Genomic DNA, 11,680 nt, shown 5'->3' on the forward strand with positions numbered 1-11,680 from the left:
TCAGGCCGCTCCCCGCATGTCAGTCAGCACGTTCAGATCTTTCACGCCCTTGGGGGGCGTCACGAAACAGACCCGCCGCCCCGCCGCGCGATGATGCGACACCGCGCGCTTCATCGCCTGGTCGGCCTTCGACCCCGGCGGATCATTCTGTTTTAGGATGATCAGCCGCCCGATCTGCGGCGGCAGCTCGAGCGCGGCGAGATTGCCGAGCGCGATCATGGCAATGATGCGCAGCGACGGATCCGCCATCGCCGCGGTCAGCCCGTCCTCTATGCCTTCGCTGACATAGACGTCGGTCCCTTCGGCGACGTCGCGCAGCGGGCAGGCCTGCGCGCCCTTCCACACCGGAATATGGCCGCCCAGATATTTGCCGCGCACCTTCTTGGCGTCGTTCGGCCGCCCGCGATCGTCGAGGCCCAGCTCGGCCGCCCCCGCCTTGTCGCTCCCATCTGGCTTCAGCCAGGTGCGATGCGTCGCGATATGCTCGCCCGCCAGGTTGGTGATCATCGAGACCATCGCCGGCAACCGCGGCGACTGGTCGCCCCAGCCATATTGCAGCTCGGGATTGAACCGGATCGCACCCGGGGCACGGCCCAGCCTGGCAAGATCGATGCCCCGCCGCTGCAGGTACAGGTCGACCAGGTCGCCACGCTGCAGCGGCGTGGCCTTGTGCCACATGCGCCGCGCGCCCTTGCGCGCCTTTTCCTCTTCGATCGCCGCGGCGCGCGCCTTTTCCTCCGCGTGCGCTTTCGCCTCCAACTTCACCTGTTCGACCCGCGCCGGGTCGCTGTCGTCGAGGCCCAGCCAGCCTTTCGCCCAGGCGACCGCCTTCTTGATGTCGCCGCCGAACCGCACGACCGCGACGAGCTTCAGCGCGTCGCCCTTGTCATCGCCGCCCGCGAAATCGACCCACCAACCGCGCCGCGAACCGCTGCCGACGTGGATCCGCAGGCTCTGCCCCGGTTCGCCATGGATCGACCCGACGCACATTTCCTTGCCGATCTTGACTGCATTGGGCAGCAGTGCGCCGACCAGGCTCTCGATCCGCTTTTCCAGCTGCGTCTCGATTTCGCTGACCTCGATCAAAGGCCGCCGTGATTGCCCGCCCGCCATGCGTCAGGCCTTCGACTGCAGCGCGATGTGCGGAAAGAATTGCCGGATCCGCGCGGCCAGCTCGGCGCACGCATCGCGCTGCGCCTTCAGCCGCGCCGCGTCCCGCGGATCGGGGCGATCGTCCAGATAGCTGACCATGTTGATGACCGACGTGCGCGACATGCCCGAACGCAGCGCGATATCGTCATAGGACAGGCCGGCATCCCACAGGTCCATGACCTTGTGCTCGATCGGCTGCAGCGGATCCTCGCCGGTGTTCTCATAGGCGCCCGTCGCGCTGTCCAGATGGAAACGCTTCGGCTTGCCTGCTCCCCCCGCGGCCATTATCGGCCGCCTTCCTTCGGCCCGGCCATCAGCCGCTGTCCCGATCGAACGCGGCAAGTTCCGCCGCGCGCACCGGGATGTCGATCGCGCGGGTCAGGGCGTCGCGCATCGCGATCGCCGTCGCCAGCGGCATCCGCAACACCTCGCCGCGGTGGATCAGGATGATATGCGCGTCGAGCGCGCAGAAACCCGATCCGAAATGCATCGGCCCCTCGAACGGCGGGCCATCCACGCCCGGACCATCCGCCGCTCGAGGGGCATCGGCGCCGGCCATCAGGCGGCTTCCGATTGCGCGATTTCGGAACGATCGGCCGCGGGCTCGCGATAAAAATCGCCGGCATCGAGGCCGGGGACCAGCGCGACCAGCTTGATCATCATCCCCTTTGACGGGATACGGTTGCCGTGCTCCCAGCCATGCCAGGTCATGCGACCGACGTCGATTTCCGCGCCGACCGCCTCCATGGAGGCATCGCCACGATATTTTGCGAGCTTCTGCGCACCGAGATTAACCATGGCGCGCTTGTAAGCGTTTCATTTACATTTTGACAAGCCCCCGTAAGCGGTCCATTGCTCACTATATGTCAGCAGATGTTTTACATTTCGCGGCGATGGACGAAAATCCTAACCGTATCCGCGAACTTCGGCTGGCCAAGGGCTGGTCGCAGCAGCGGCTGGCCGATGAGGTCGGCTGCAGCAAGATGCAGGTGTCTGGCCTCGAGCGCGGCAAGCCAAAGCTCGACCAGGACTGGATGCGACGGCTTGCCGGGCCACTGGGGGTAACCCCCGCCGACCTGCTGCCGGTCGAGGACAATCCGCGCGCGCTTACCGAAGAGGAATGGGCGCTGATCCAGCAATTTCGCGCCGGCGACGATCGCGGCCGCGACGAGCTGCAGCGCGTCGCCGACGTCCTTCTGCCTTTCCGCGACCACCCAGTCGACAATGGCCGCGATGCTGCCTGACCTGCGCATGGCTGATCGCGCGAAAACACCGCCAAAATGGCACAAAATATGCGATTTCCTTACAAATTTGGCTCGGTTCGTCGCAAAAGCGTTCCTGCAACGTTCTCTTTTGTAAGCGAAACGCTTATTTTTTAGCTTGACCGTGTAAGCGTTTCGTTTACGTAATCGCCCCCGTTGAACCAACGGAGGGCATCATGCACCACCCAATCTTCGTCCAGGCCGTGCGCTTGCCGCCGACCTATGGCGTCGGCGACATCGTCCGGCGCCTGGGGCAGGAACAGCACGGCACCCGCGCGCGCAGCCTCAACTGGCAGCTCGCCTACATCCGCGATCTGATCGCCCAGGCGCGCTTTCCCCAGCCGCTGCCGCTGCCCGTCCGCGATCGCGCGACCGGAAAGCGCTCGCTCTCGGGCGACGTCCACCGCGGCAGCCGCTGGCCGCGCCATCTGGTCGACCAGTGGTTCGAGGATCTTCTGCCCCCCGGCGCCGCCGCGGCCGACGTCGCCGAGCAGCGCGCCGGCGAAGCGATCATGGACGAACGGGCCCGGGCGCTCGGCCTCCACATGATCGACGGCGGCGCGGCATGACCGGCTGCGTCGACCTCGAGCCGCACGGCTACACCGGCATGACCGCGCTCGAGCGCGCGATCATGGCCGAATGGGACGCCGGCCTGTCGTACAAGCGGATCGCGCTGAAGCTGAACTGCCCGCCGCGCCGCGTCGAAACGACGATCTCCAACTACGACGGCAAGGCCGATCACGCCTTCGCCTGCCGCGCCGCGAAGCAGGGCAGCGACCAGCTGCTCGCCGCGATTGCGCTCCACCATCCCGAAAGGATCGCAGCATGACCATGCCCCCCCCCAGGGACACTTATCAAAACGCGCCGGGCTACTTCGAGCGCGAGGTAGGACCCCGCGCGGATCCCGAATACGCCACCGCGTCCGAGCCCTTTCTTTTCGAGGATACGCTGTATTTCCCCGCGCTCGAAATGAACCTCGCGCGGCGGCAGCTCCACAGCGGCACGCAGATGATCAGCCATATAGGCTGCTTCATGCTCAAGATGCGGGGCACCGGCGTCGCGCTCGAAATGACGCCGACAATGCTGCGGGAGCTCGGCGCCGAGCTGCTCAACATGGCGGCGGTGATCGAGAACGAAGCGCAGCTAATGGCCGACACCATCATCGCCAATGCGAAGGCAGCCGGTAAATGAACGGCGGTCTTTCGCAGCAAGCCCGCGTCCTGCGCCTGGTCGACGACGCCTACAGCGAGGATCTGGCGATGTTCAACCGCGCCGAGCTCGAGGCGTTCAACCGCGCCAGCCACAGCGACGCCCTCCGCGAGATGCAGCTCGCGCCGGCGGAGGACCTTCAGGCATCGGACGATACCGACGCGATCGGCGACCCCGTCGCACTGATCCGGTCGATCGGATGGCGCCGCCTCGTCGCCGCCGGCGCCTTCATGGCCGCCGTCTGGCTCGGCACGGCCGCCTTCGCCGTCATGTGCGGAGGCCCGCGGTGACCACCGACTGGTCCACTCTCTCGACCGCCCAGCTGCGATGCATCGACGCGCTGGATTTCGCTCCGCCGCTCCATGAGACGCACCTGGCGAAGCGCCACAAGGTGCGCGGCCCTACCGTCACTTCGCTGATCGCCATGGGCCTGATCCGTCGCGAGTATCTGCACGATCGAGATCACCCGGCAACTTTGTCTATGCCGTTCCTGCGCCTGACACAGCTGGGGCTCGCCTATCAACGCGACTGGCGCCAGTGGCGCGATCGCGTTTCGCGTGATGTCGCCGGCATCTGCGGAACCAACGCGGCCGACGTGGCCGCGACGCTTGATCGGGGCATCGGCCGATGATCCCCGCCGCGCCGCGCACCATGCATCGCCCCGCCAGTCGCGCGCAGATCTGCACGGCCGCGCTGTGGGACAATTGCCGTTGCCCGCGTTGCCGCCCCGACCTTCACCTTCCTGATCCCGATGCGATTGGTCCCGCGTCGGCCGTCGCCGCTCGCCCACTCCTCCCCCGGGCGGGCGGCGACATCATCGAAACGACCCCCGGCGTCGCGGGAGCTCGCGCGCCGGATCCTGCCGCCGATCGGAACCCTTCCCTTTCAGACGCTCCGATCGGCGGCCTTTGTCTCGAGGCGCGTGACTGATGCCAATGCCAAAATCGCCGCCATGGACCCAGGAAGAGCGGGCGATCCTTGCCGAGCTCTACCCGACCCAAGGTTTGAACGGCGCCGCCGATGCTCTGGCCGACCGCAGCTGGGCCGCCATTCATCAAATGGCGCACAAGATGGGCCTGAAAACCTCGCATGTGGCTGCGGCACCCAAAGCCAAATTGCAGGGAACGCGGCTCGCCGAAGCGGTCCGGCTGCGCGAAGACGAAAAATGGTCCTTTGCCCGCATCGGCGCGACGTTCGGCGTCAGCGAGGCCGCGGCGTGCAACGCTGTGATGATCGCTCTGTGCGAAAGGACCGGCCACCGACCGGCAACGCGCGACCAATACGGTCGGCTCGTCCCCGCCGAGATCGAGCGGCTCCGTCTCATGCTCCGCAAAGGGCTGAAGGGTATCGATATTCAGCTGCGCATGGGTATCTCGGCCGCGCGCGTCGCCGAAGAACGCCGGCGCTACAATCGCGAGCTGAAGGCGAACGGCAAGGCGCCGCTGCAGCCGCCCGGTGCGGGGGCGGCCTACTCGGGGGTCAAGCTGTCGAAGGCTACGCGCGCCGAAGTCGAAGCCCTCTTCCTGCAAGGTCTTGGCACCCTCAAGATTTCGGAACGCACTGGCGCATCGAAGACCAGCTGCACGCGGATCCGCGCGCGCTTGGTGAAACGGCTCGCGCGCAAGGGCGAGACGCTTCCCGGCTGCGACGCGCACGGCACGCGACATACCCAGGCCGAAAGCGCTCGCTTCATCACCGACAGCCAGCGGGACGCCCTGCGAAGGCTTCTCCTCGATGGTTGGCCTTGCGCACGCGCTGCCCGCTTTACCGTCGTCGGCAACAGCTCGGCGTACCGCATTCGCGACGAACTCGCCGCGGAACTCGCTCGCGATGGTAAGCCGCCGCTGCAGCCGCGCTTCCCGGGTAAGTCACGCCACGGTCTGACCGTCAGTCCTCACTGGCCGCCGACCGGCGTGAAGCAGATCTATGCCTTCCGCCAGCTGCTCGCGACCATGAGTTTCGACGAGGCGAAGGCCCAATGGCGCCAGCAAAAACGCGACGAGGCCACGCGCCCCAGGACGTTCGAGGAACAGCTGGCGGCTGTCCGCGCAGGCGCGAAGATCGTCGAGCGCCAACCGATCCGCAAGGCTGACCCGACCTACACCTTGGGCGGCGTTGCAACAGGAGCACTATGACATGAGCACCGCCCCGATCACCGGCGAAGATCCGACGTTCGCCAGCTGGGCCGAGGTCGAGGCCTGGGAGCGCGATCGCGTCGCCAAATGCTGCGCGCTGGGCCCGCACGCGCTCAACCCGGTCGGTCTGCTGCTCGCCACGGCCGACCGCATCACCCGCGTCCGCGCGGCGCACGCCCACCTGGAGCCGAAGCCATGATCGGCGGACAGATCCAGCCGCCCTTTTGGGTAGTCTGGCGCCGCGGCGGCCGCGCGCCCTGTTACGAGCATGAGAGTTACATCGGCGCACGGACCGAAGCCGAGCGCCTCGCGAAGGCGAACCCTGGCCAGCGCTTCTACGTCCTCTCCCCCGTCGCCCGCGGCATCCAGGATGGCGATGCGGTGTGGTCACATTATGCGCCGGTCGGGATCGATTGGATCGACGAGGACGCAGAGGACGCTCCGAGGGAATTGGCATGATCGGCGGCCTGAAGATCCTCTCCGATCATCCCGATCTGGCGCACCAGGCGCTGCAGGCGATGCAATCGCCGGCGGTCGGTCAGCTGCTGCAAATTCGCATGTCGCATTTCGACAAGGGCCACGACCAGGCGGCCGACGACAGCAGCAGCTACGCCCAGATGCTCGAGAATTTCGGCCGCGATCATTTCCAGCCGATCCTCGATCGCACGAGGGGCAATGCCAGCGCCGTCGAGGTCCGCGCCGCCGCGACCGCCGCGCTGAAAGGCGCCGCCCGCCTGCTCGCCCTAGCCGACAAGGCCCACCGCCACGCCGCCCGCCTCGAGGCGGCCGAACTAGCCCAGAAGGAGGAGCAGCAAGGATGAGGATTATTTGCGAAGACTGTAATGGCGCCGGCGCCTGGCGCGGCGGCACATGCGCCGCATGCAACGGCATGGGGCACACTTCGCCGCGTTTCGGCCCGGTGCAGCATCCGTGGGTGCTCGATATCCCGATGATGCAACAGTCGGTCCTCTTCGCCGCGGTGCGCGCGCCAGATGGTCTACGCAAAGATCATCCGGTGAAGGTACTGCTCCGCTGGTACCGGCGCTGCATCCTGCTTTCCGCTTTTGACAAGCGCGTTCTGCGCAATCCGTTCATCGACGGCGGCGGCAGCTTCACCGGCCCCTTCCTTGCCGGTCATGCGCGCGCGATTTTTGGGTTGAATGAGAACCTAGACGGCTGGCCGATCAACTATTGGTTCGACAAGATGCGCGAACACTATCTGCGCCACGTCGACGAGCTGCCGCATCATTTCCAGCTTCACTTCATGCACGCCGCGCAGATCGTCGGGGTCCATCATCCTGACGAGGAAACCCGCGCTTGGTGGCGGACCTTCTATCTGATGATCGTCAACGACGCGCACCTGCAGCCCGAAAGCGACGAGGCGATGAACCTGCGTCTTTCAGACAACGACGCTGAATGGCGCGCCCGTGAGGAAGTGACGGCCGCCTAACCTAATTCGCGCGGCCCCGCGCGGAGGCGGGCGGTGTTTCGTGATACCCGCCGCCCGCCGAATTTCCCCAGCAGCAAAGGAGAATGACATGCCCGACGCCGACGCAAACAATGACGATATCGAAGCAACTATGGAGGGAAGCGACGGCACGCACGGCTCGCCGGTCGACGCAATCCACCCTGCACCTGCCGGGTTCACGGATGCGCAGCTCTTGGCAGACCCGATCCTGCGATATTTCCATTTCGCGCACCTGCCCCCGAGCCTGCAGGTGACCTCGATCAAGTTCTATGAGCTCGCCTGCTACATCATCGATACCTTGCCCCGAAACGCCGAGCGCAGCGTCGCTCTGCGCAAGCTGCTCGAGGCGAAGGATGCGGCCGTCCGCGCCAACGTCACCTAACCCTATCGACCGCACGGTGCGGCGATGGCCGGCGGCGCCTTGCTCGCCGCCGGCCTTTTCATTCCAGAGGAACCGACATGACGATCTTTTCAAAGGGCACGCTCGAGCTGATCAACGACGCGGCCATCAACGCGATCGACGAAGCCCGCCGCGGCGCCATGCCCGATTGGCAAAGCCGCGAACAATTCATCGACGCGATAAGCGCCGCCGCCGCCACCGCCTTCGACGCGATCGCCGAAGACCAGGGAGACGCCGACCCTGAAGGCGAGCGCCCGGAGTTCCTCGGATGAGCGCCGCACAGACCAAGCTTGCGGCGCTGGCGGGGTTGCTTTTTAGCGGCGCGGGGCAAGCCGCGTTCGCAACGGGCGAGATGCTCGAACACGCACGCGAACTGGTAGAGGTTCTTGGAACCGACCCAACCCAAAAGGCGCATCGCTTCAGCAACGAGACGATCGAACTGCTGGCTGACGCCCTTCAATCGGCGATAGGCTTCGAGCTCGAGGCGATCGATGCAGCAATGCTGGACGATCGCGCCTCGCACCACCAACACCTGCTTGAGGAGGAAAGCGAGAAGCTCAACCAGCTCCTCGGCGCCGTTACCCGCTTCCTTGACGGATGGACGGGATGACCGCCCCCGAAGACTTCAGCTTCGACCAACTGACCTTCGCACCGATCGACGACGCGGCCAAGGTCAAGGGTCAGCGGCGCCTGGTACGCAAGGGCGAATGGTATGCCGCCGCGATCTGGACCGGCGACATGTGGGCCTACCCGCCCGAAATGGAGGGCGGCATCATCGTGCAGCTCCCCTTTGAACCGACCCATTACGAGGTGAGAGCCTAGCTTTTCCGCCAAACTTGACACCGGCGAAGCGCCCGCCGGATAAAGCGGCGCCAGAGGTGGACCATGAAACTGAACGTCAAAGGCCTGGTCGGCAAGCCGACCGCGGGGGGCATCCGCTACTATTGGGAACCCAACGGGCCCGAGCGCAAGGCGGGCTGGACCAGCAAGCCGCTGGGGCTCGACCTGGTCGCGGCCGTCACCGAAGCCGAGAAGCGCAACGCCGAAATCGCCGAGTGGCGCAGCGGCGGCGCGAGGCCGGCGGCGGTCAAAAAGGCGGTCAAGCGCCAGACCTTCGGCGCGATGCTGAAGGCGTATCGCGAACAGCGGCTGCCGATGCTCGCCGCCTCGACCCAGCGCACGGCAAAGACCCCGCTCAATCGGCTCGAGGCATGGGCGGGGGACATGCCGACGACATGGGTCACGCGCCAGCGGGTGCGCAAACTGCGCGACGCGATCGCGCCATATGATCCGGTCAAGAAAACCTATGGCGGGCTCGGCCACCAGGCCGCCTTTCATGTGCTCGAGCAGGGCCGCACCGTTTGCAAATGGGGCGAGGCCGAAGGCTTCATCGCCGACAATCCCTTCACATCGTTCGGGCTCGGCAAGCCCGCGCCGCGCGACGTGATATGGGAGGATCATCACCGCCAGGCATTCGTCGACGCCGCGCTTGCGCTCGACCCGCCGCTGCCGTCCATCGCGCTCGCGATCGAGATCGGCCTCTACATCGGCCAGCGCCAGGCCGACGTGCTGAAGCTGTCGCGCAGCAGCTGGCGGCCGATCCCCGAACGCAAGTTCCGCAACCGTCCCGATCTCTACCACCAGCTGCTGCAGGATCCTGCGGCGCAGGATCCGAACGGGCCGAACCCGGGCGAAGTGATGGGGCTCTACGTGCGCCAGGGGAAGACCAGCCGCCACGTCGGGATCCCGATCGAGGGCGACATGCGCCGGCGCGTCGAGGCCGCGATCGCCGGCAACACGACGTCGACGGCGATCGTCGTCTGTGAACGCACTGGGCAGCCATGGGTGCAGGACAATTTTCAGCACAACATCGTGCGCACGCGCGACAAGGCGATCGAGCTCGCGACCAAGGCAGGCGACGAACAGCTCGCGGCCGACCTGGCGCTGCTGCAGTTCAAGGATCTCCGGCGCAGCTGCGTCGTCATCCTGGGCGAGCTGGGCCTCGAGCCCGGCCAGATCGCCGGCGTCACCGGCCACAAGCTCGCAACCGTCCTCGCGATCCTCGAGGTATACATGCCCCGCACCGAAGCGATGGCGGCCGCGGCCGTCGTTGCCCGCCTCGAGGACCGCCGCCCGCCGGCAGCCGACGAAGAAAAACAGGAGAAGATCGCGTGAGCATCAAGCCGATATCGCCTTACAATCTCGCAACAGTCATTCGGGAATTCGGCCGAGTTGCCACCGCCTATCATCTTGGTATCGGCGTCGAGCAACTCGAGGGATTGACGACCGGCGCGACAGAGATCAGCGAGGACGCGCTATAAAGGCTGACCGAGAAGATCTTCGACCGAGCCGATGAATTTAGCAATCTTGCCAACGATCTGGAAAAGGAGGCAGGGATCCACGACGAAGAGCAGGCGACCGATGAGGAAGATCAGGGGAACGTAGCATGAGTGAAACCATCCTCGACCGCGTCGCGGCGCAAGTAAGCTCGGCGCTGGCTCGCCACGGAATTTCTCAAACAGGCACGATCGAGCGCGAGATCGCGCTAGCGGCGATCTTCGGCATGCGCGAAGCAAGCCCCGACATGATCGACGCTGGCCGCGACGTGGGAGCTGACGCGCCTTATGGCTTGGCCGAGACGCGAGAAAAGTGGAGCGTCATGATCGAAGCGGCGCTGATCGAAAGCGACCGCGCGTTCGACGATCACAAAGCCAAGATCCAGGCCAAAGATTAGCCGCCGTTCGGAATTCCGAATTCGGAAAGTTCGGAATGGCCACCGGCGCCAGACAGCCAAAAGCCCGCGAACCCATTGGGAACGCGGGCTTTTTGATGGTTGCGGGAGTAGGATTTGAACCTACGACCTTCAGGTTATGAGCCTGACGAGCTACCGGGCTGCTCCATCCCGCGTCAACCAGTCCGCGGCGCCGCTGCCGGGCCGCAAAAACAGCAAAAGGCCGGCATTTCTGCCGGCCTCTAACTTTGTGAATGGGTTTCTTTTCGACCTTACGTCGGCTGCAATGCCTGGCGACGTCCTACTCTTCCAACGCTTAAGCGGTAGTACCATCGGCGCTGTCAGGTTTCACGGCCGAGTTCGAGATGGGATCGGGTGGGTCACTGACGCCATGGTCACCAAGCAATGAAGCCGGCGTAGGGTCAAAAGGGTTTCAATCGATGTCCGTGCAATACTGTCTGTCTGATCAATCATCCGACATTCGCGGACAACCTGTGGCTTTTGGCCGGTCAGGCTTGTCGTTGATGGCGGGACTCTTAAGTGCGAATAGAGCAATTAGTATCGGTTAGCTCCACGCGTTACCGCGCTTCTACATCCGATCTATCAACGTGGTGGTCTTCCACGGCTCTATGAAATCTTATCTTGAGGGAGGCTTCCCGCTTAGATGCTTTCAGCGGTTATCCCGTCCATACATAGCTACCCTGCTGCGCGGCTGGCGCCACGACAGGTACACCAGAGGTATGTTCAACCCGGTCCTCTCGTACTAGGGTCAACTCCTCTCAAATTTCGACGCCCACGGCAGATAGGGACCAAACTGTCTCACGACGTTCTGAACCCAGCTCACGTACCACTTTAATTGGCGAACAGCCAAACCCTTGGGACCTGCTCCAGCCCCAGGATGTGATGAGCCGACATCGAGGTGCCAAACGATTCCGTCGATATGAGCTCTTGGGAATCATCAGCCTGTTATCCCCGGCGTACCTTTTATCCGTTGAGCGATGGCCCTTCCACTCGGGACCACCGGATCACTATGACCGACTTTCGTCTCTGCTCGACTCGTCAGTCTCGCAGTCAGGCAGGCTTATGCCATTGCACTCTAACAGACGGTTTCCAACCGTCCTGAGCCTACCATCGCGCGCCTCCGTTACTCTTTAGGAGGCGACCGCCCCAGTCAAACTACCCGCCACAGAGGGTCCCTGATCCAGTTTCATGGATCGAGGTTAGACATCAGAAAACAACAGGGTGGTATTTCACCTATGGCTCCACACCGGCTGGCGCCAGTGCTTCAAAGCCTCCCACCTATGCTACACAGTTCTTTCCTAA

General features: G+C 64.6%; 22 protein-coding genes, 1 tRNA gene and 2 rRNA genes (1 of these 25 cut by a window edge). 18 read left to right on the forward strand and 7 right to left on the reverse strand.

Translation table 11 applies throughout. From position 1 onward, the window contains the following. Genes ATE67_RS13810 through ATE67_RS13825 form a run of 4 tightly spaced genes read right to left on the reverse strand, consistent with a single transcriptional unit; the run spans position 1 to position 1,950 of the window. Positions 1-1,113: a DUF7146 domain-containing protein gene (locus ATE67_RS13810; RefSeq protein ID WP_082660376.1), complete on the reverse strand. Its 1,113-nt coding sequence runs from the start codon at positions 1,111-1,113 to the stop codon at positions 1-3. Positions 1,114-1,116: 3 nt separating this feature from the next. Then, the gene (locus ATE67_RS13815) at positions 1,117-1,437 is read right to left on the reverse strand and encodes a hypothetical protein (RefSeq protein WP_058817265.1); all 321 of its coding nucleotides are present in this window, start codon (positions 1,435-1,437) and stop codon (positions 1,117-1,119) included. A gap of 28 nt (positions 1,438-1,465) precedes the next feature. Further along, positions 1,466-1,711, reverse strand: coding sequence for a hypothetical protein (locus ATE67_RS13820; RefSeq protein ID WP_058817266.1), 246 nt, complete (start codon positions 1,709-1,711; stop codon positions 1,466-1,468). After that, a complete protein-coding gene (locus tag ATE67_RS13825; protein ID WP_058817267.1) occupies positions 1,711-1,950 on the reverse strand; it encodes a helix-turn-helix transcriptional regulator in 240 nt (79 codons plus the stop codon). Before ATE67_RS13825 ends, ATE67_RS13820 begins: the two co-directional genes overlap by 1 nt. Positions 1,951-2,015: 65 nt before the next feature. Between ATE67_RS13825 and ATE67_RS13830 the strand changes: the two genes are divergently transcribed. The 18 genes from ATE67_RS13830 to ATE67_RS13910 all read left to right on the forward strand — a co-directional run bounded on the left by ATE67_RS13830 (position 2,016) and on the right by ATE67_RS13910 (position 10,360). Beyond that, the gene (locus ATE67_RS13830; RefSeq protein ID WP_082660377.1) at positions 2,016-2,396 is read left to right on the forward strand and encodes a helix-turn-helix domain-containing protein; all 381 of its coding nucleotides are present in this window, start codon (positions 2,016-2,018) and stop codon (positions 2,394-2,396) included. A gap of 194 nt (positions 2,397-2,590) precedes the next feature. Further along, the gene (locus tag ATE67_RS13835; protein WP_058817269.1) at positions 2,591-2,983 is read left to right on the forward strand and encodes a hypothetical protein; all 393 of its coding nucleotides are present in this window, start codon (positions 2,591-2,593) and stop codon (positions 2,981-2,983) included. Continuing rightward, positions 2,980-3,243, forward strand: a complete 264-nt coding sequence (locus ATE67_RS13840; RefSeq protein WP_058817270.1) for a hypothetical protein — start codon at positions 2,980-2,982, stop codon at positions 3,241-3,243. The genes ATE67_RS13835 and ATE67_RS13840 overlap by 4 nt, the downstream gene beginning before the upstream one ends. Further along, a complete protein-coding gene (locus ATE67_RS13845) occupies positions 3,240-3,605 on the forward strand; it encodes a hypothetical protein (protein WP_058817271.1) in 366 nt (121 codons plus the stop codon). The genes ATE67_RS13840 and ATE67_RS13845 overlap by 4 nt, the downstream gene beginning before the upstream one ends. Next, complete coding sequence (locus ATE67_RS13850; RefSeq protein WP_058817272.1) at positions 3,602-3,913, forward strand: hypothetical protein; 312 nt, start codon at positions 3,602-3,604, stop codon at positions 3,911-3,913. Before ATE67_RS13845 ends, ATE67_RS13850 begins: the two co-directional genes overlap by 4 nt. After that, positions 3,910-4,254 carry a hypothetical protein gene (locus ATE67_RS13855; protein WP_058817273.1) on the forward strand — a complete coding sequence of 115 codons (345 nt, stop codon included), beginning with the start codon at positions 3,910-3,912 and terminating at the stop codon, positions 4,252-4,254. The genes ATE67_RS13850 and ATE67_RS13855 overlap by 4 nt, the downstream gene beginning before the upstream one ends. A gap of 298 nt (positions 4,255-4,552) precedes the next feature. Further along, positions 4,553-5,758: a hypothetical protein gene (locus ATE67_RS13860; RefSeq protein WP_156417028.1), complete on the forward strand. Its 1,206-nt coding sequence runs from the start codon at positions 4,553-4,555 to the stop codon at positions 5,756-5,758. 1 nt (position 5,759) lies between these two features. Beyond that, complete coding sequence (locus ATE67_RS13865) at positions 5,760-5,957, forward strand: hypothetical protein (RefSeq protein ID WP_058817275.1); 198 nt, start codon at positions 5,760-5,762, stop codon at positions 5,955-5,957. Further along, positions 5,954-6,217 (forward strand): hypothetical protein, encoded by a 264-nt coding sequence (locus ATE67_RS13870; protein ID WP_058817276.1) that lies wholly within the window; start codon positions 5,954-5,956, stop codon positions 6,215-6,217. Before ATE67_RS13865 ends, ATE67_RS13870 begins: the two co-directional genes overlap by 4 nt. Beyond that, positions 6,214-6,579 (forward strand): hypothetical protein, encoded by a 366-nt coding sequence (locus ATE67_RS13875; RefSeq protein ID WP_058817277.1) that lies wholly within the window; start codon positions 6,214-6,216, stop codon positions 6,577-6,579. Before ATE67_RS13870 ends, ATE67_RS13875 begins: the two co-directional genes overlap by 4 nt. 68 nt (positions 6,580-6,647) lie before the next feature. Beyond that, entirely contained in the window at positions 6,648-7,208 is a 561-nt protein-coding gene (locus ATE67_RS13880) for a hypothetical protein (RefSeq protein WP_058817278.1), read from the forward strand. An 88-nt stretch (positions 7,209-7,296) separates the two neighbouring features. Next, complete coding sequence (locus ATE67_RS13885; protein ID WP_231728162.1) at positions 7,297-7,608, forward strand: hypothetical protein; 312 nt, start codon at positions 7,297-7,299, stop codon at positions 7,606-7,608. A 77-nt stretch (positions 7,609-7,685) separates the two neighbouring features. Continuing rightward, positions 7,686-7,898 (forward strand): hypothetical protein, encoded by a 213-nt coding sequence (locus tag ATE67_RS13890; protein ID WP_058817279.1) that lies wholly within the window; start codon positions 7,686-7,688, stop codon positions 7,896-7,898. Continuing rightward, a complete protein-coding gene (locus tag ATE67_RS13895; RefSeq protein ID WP_058817280.1) occupies positions 7,895-8,236 on the forward strand; it encodes a hypothetical protein in 342 nt (113 codons plus the stop codon). Before ATE67_RS13890 ends, ATE67_RS13895 begins: the two co-directional genes overlap by 4 nt. Beyond that, positions 8,233-8,448: a hypothetical protein gene (locus tag ATE67_RS13900; RefSeq protein ID WP_058817281.1), complete on the forward strand. Its 216-nt coding sequence runs from the start codon at positions 8,233-8,235 to the stop codon at positions 8,446-8,448. Before ATE67_RS13895 ends, ATE67_RS13900 begins: the two co-directional genes overlap by 4 nt. A 63-nt stretch (positions 8,449-8,511) precedes the next feature. After that, positions 8,512-9,801 carry a hypothetical protein gene (locus ATE67_RS13905; RefSeq protein ID WP_058817282.1) on the forward strand — a complete coding sequence of 430 codons (1,290 nt, stop codon included), beginning with the start codon at positions 8,512-8,514 and terminating at the stop codon, positions 9,799-9,801. After that, positions 9,798-9,947 carry a hypothetical protein gene (locus ATE67_RS21450; protein ID WP_156417029.1) on the forward strand — a complete coding sequence of 50 codons (150 nt, stop codon included), beginning with the start codon at positions 9,798-9,800 and terminating at the stop codon, positions 9,945-9,947. Before ATE67_RS13905 ends, ATE67_RS21450 begins: the two co-directional genes overlap by 4 nt. A gap of 125 nt (positions 9,948-10,072) precedes the next feature. Next, complete coding sequence (locus ATE67_RS13910) at positions 10,073-10,360, forward strand: hypothetical protein (RefSeq protein WP_058817283.1); 288 nt, start codon at positions 10,073-10,075, stop codon at positions 10,358-10,360. A 96-nt stretch (positions 10,361-10,456) separates the two neighbouring features. On the opposite strand, the gene ATE67_RS13915 is transcribed toward ATE67_RS13910, so the two are convergent. The 3 genes from ATE67_RS13915 to ATE67_RS13925 all read right to left on the reverse strand — a co-directional run. Then, positions 10,457-10,533 (reverse strand) — tRNA-Met (locus tag ATE67_RS13915). A gap of 112 nt (positions 10,534-10,645) precedes the next feature. Then, a 5S ribosomal RNA gene (gene rrf / locus ATE67_RS13920) occupies positions 10,646-10,760 on the reverse strand. A gap of 133 nt (positions 10,761-10,893) precedes the next feature. Next, a 23S ribosomal RNA gene (locus ATE67_RS13925) occupies positions 10,894-11,680 on the reverse strand (it continues 2,004 nt past the right edge of the window).

Origin of the sequence: Sphingopyxis sp. H050 (assembly GCF_001468265.1) — a bacterium.
GTDB lineage: Bacteria > Pseudomonadota > Alphaproteobacteria > Sphingomonadales > Sphingomonadaceae > Sphingopyxis.

What these genes read in the sequence shown, in the direction of transcription:
- ATE67_RS13810 (WP_082660376.1), bottom strand. Translation starts at nt 1,113, where the DNA reads ATGGCGGGCGGGCAATCACGGCGGCCTTTGATCGAGGTCAGCGAAATC.
- ATE67_RS13815 (WP_058817265.1), bottom strand. Translation starts at nt 1,437, where the DNA reads ATGGCCGCGGGGGGAGCAGGCAAGCCGAAGCGTTTCCATCTGGACAGC.
- ATE67_RS13820 (WP_058817266.1), bottom strand. Translation starts at nt 1,711, where the DNA reads ATGGCCGGCGCCGATGCCCCTCGAGCGGCGGATGGTCCGGGCGTGGAT.
- ATE67_RS13825 (WP_058817267.1), bottom strand. Translation starts at nt 1,950, where the DNA reads ATGGTTAATCTCGGTGCGCAGAAGCTCGCAAAATATCGTGGCGATGCC.
- ATE67_RS13830 (WP_082660377.1), top strand. Translation starts at nt 2,016, where the DNA reads ATGTCAGCAGATGTTTTACATTTCGCGGCGATGGACGAAAATCCTAAC.
- ATE67_RS13835 (WP_058817269.1), top strand. Translation starts at nt 2,591, where the DNA reads ATGCACCACCCAATCTTCGTCCAGGCCGTGCGCTTGCCGCCGACCTAT.
- ATE67_RS13840 (WP_058817270.1), top strand. Translation starts at nt 2,980, where the DNA reads ATGACCGGCTGCGTCGACCTCGAGCCGCACGGCTACACCGGCATGACC.
- ATE67_RS13845 (WP_058817271.1), top strand. Translation starts at nt 3,240, where the DNA reads ATGACCATGCCCCCCCCCAGGGACACTTATCAAAACGCGCCGGGCTAC.
- ATE67_RS13850 (WP_058817272.1), top strand. Translation starts at nt 3,602, where the DNA reads ATGAACGGCGGTCTTTCGCAGCAAGCCCGCGTCCTGCGCCTGGTCGAC.
- ATE67_RS13860 (WP_156417028.1), top strand. Translation starts at nt 4,553, where the DNA reads ATGCCAATGCCAAAATCGCCGCCATGGACCCAGGAAGAGCGGGCGATC.
- ATE67_RS13865 (WP_058817275.1), top strand. Translation starts at nt 5,760, where the DNA reads ATGAGCACCGCCCCGATCACCGGCGAAGATCCGACGTTCGCCAGCTGG.
- ATE67_RS13870 (WP_058817276.1), top strand. Translation starts at nt 5,954, where the DNA reads ATGATCGGCGGACAGATCCAGCCGCCCTTTTGGGTAGTCTGGCGCCGC.
- ATE67_RS13875 (WP_058817277.1), top strand. Translation starts at nt 6,214, where the DNA reads ATGATCGGCGGCCTGAAGATCCTCTCCGATCATCCCGATCTGGCGCAC.
- ATE67_RS13880 (WP_058817278.1), top strand. Translation starts at nt 6,648, where the DNA reads ATGGGGCACACTTCGCCGCGTTTCGGCCCGGTGCAGCATCCGTGGGTG.
- ATE67_RS13885 (WP_231728162.1), top strand. Translation starts at nt 7,297, where the DNA reads ATGCCCGACGCCGACGCAAACAATGACGATATCGAAGCAACTATGGAG.
- ATE67_RS13890 (WP_058817279.1), top strand. Translation starts at nt 7,686, where the DNA reads ATGACGATCTTTTCAAAGGGCACGCTCGAGCTGATCAACGACGCGGCC.
- ATE67_RS13895 (WP_058817280.1), top strand. Translation starts at nt 7,895, where the DNA reads ATGAGCGCCGCACAGACCAAGCTTGCGGCGCTGGCGGGGTTGCTTTTT.
- ATE67_RS13900 (WP_058817281.1), top strand. Translation starts at nt 8,233, where the DNA reads ATGACCGCCCCCGAAGACTTCAGCTTCGACCAACTGACCTTCGCACCG.
- ATE67_RS13905 (WP_058817282.1), top strand. Translation starts at nt 8,512, where the DNA reads ATGAAACTGAACGTCAAAGGCCTGGTCGGCAAGCCGACCGCGGGGGGC.
- ATE67_RS13910 (WP_058817283.1), top strand. Translation starts at nt 10,073, where the DNA reads ATGAGTGAAACCATCCTCGACCGCGTCGCGGCGCAAGTAAGCTCGGCG.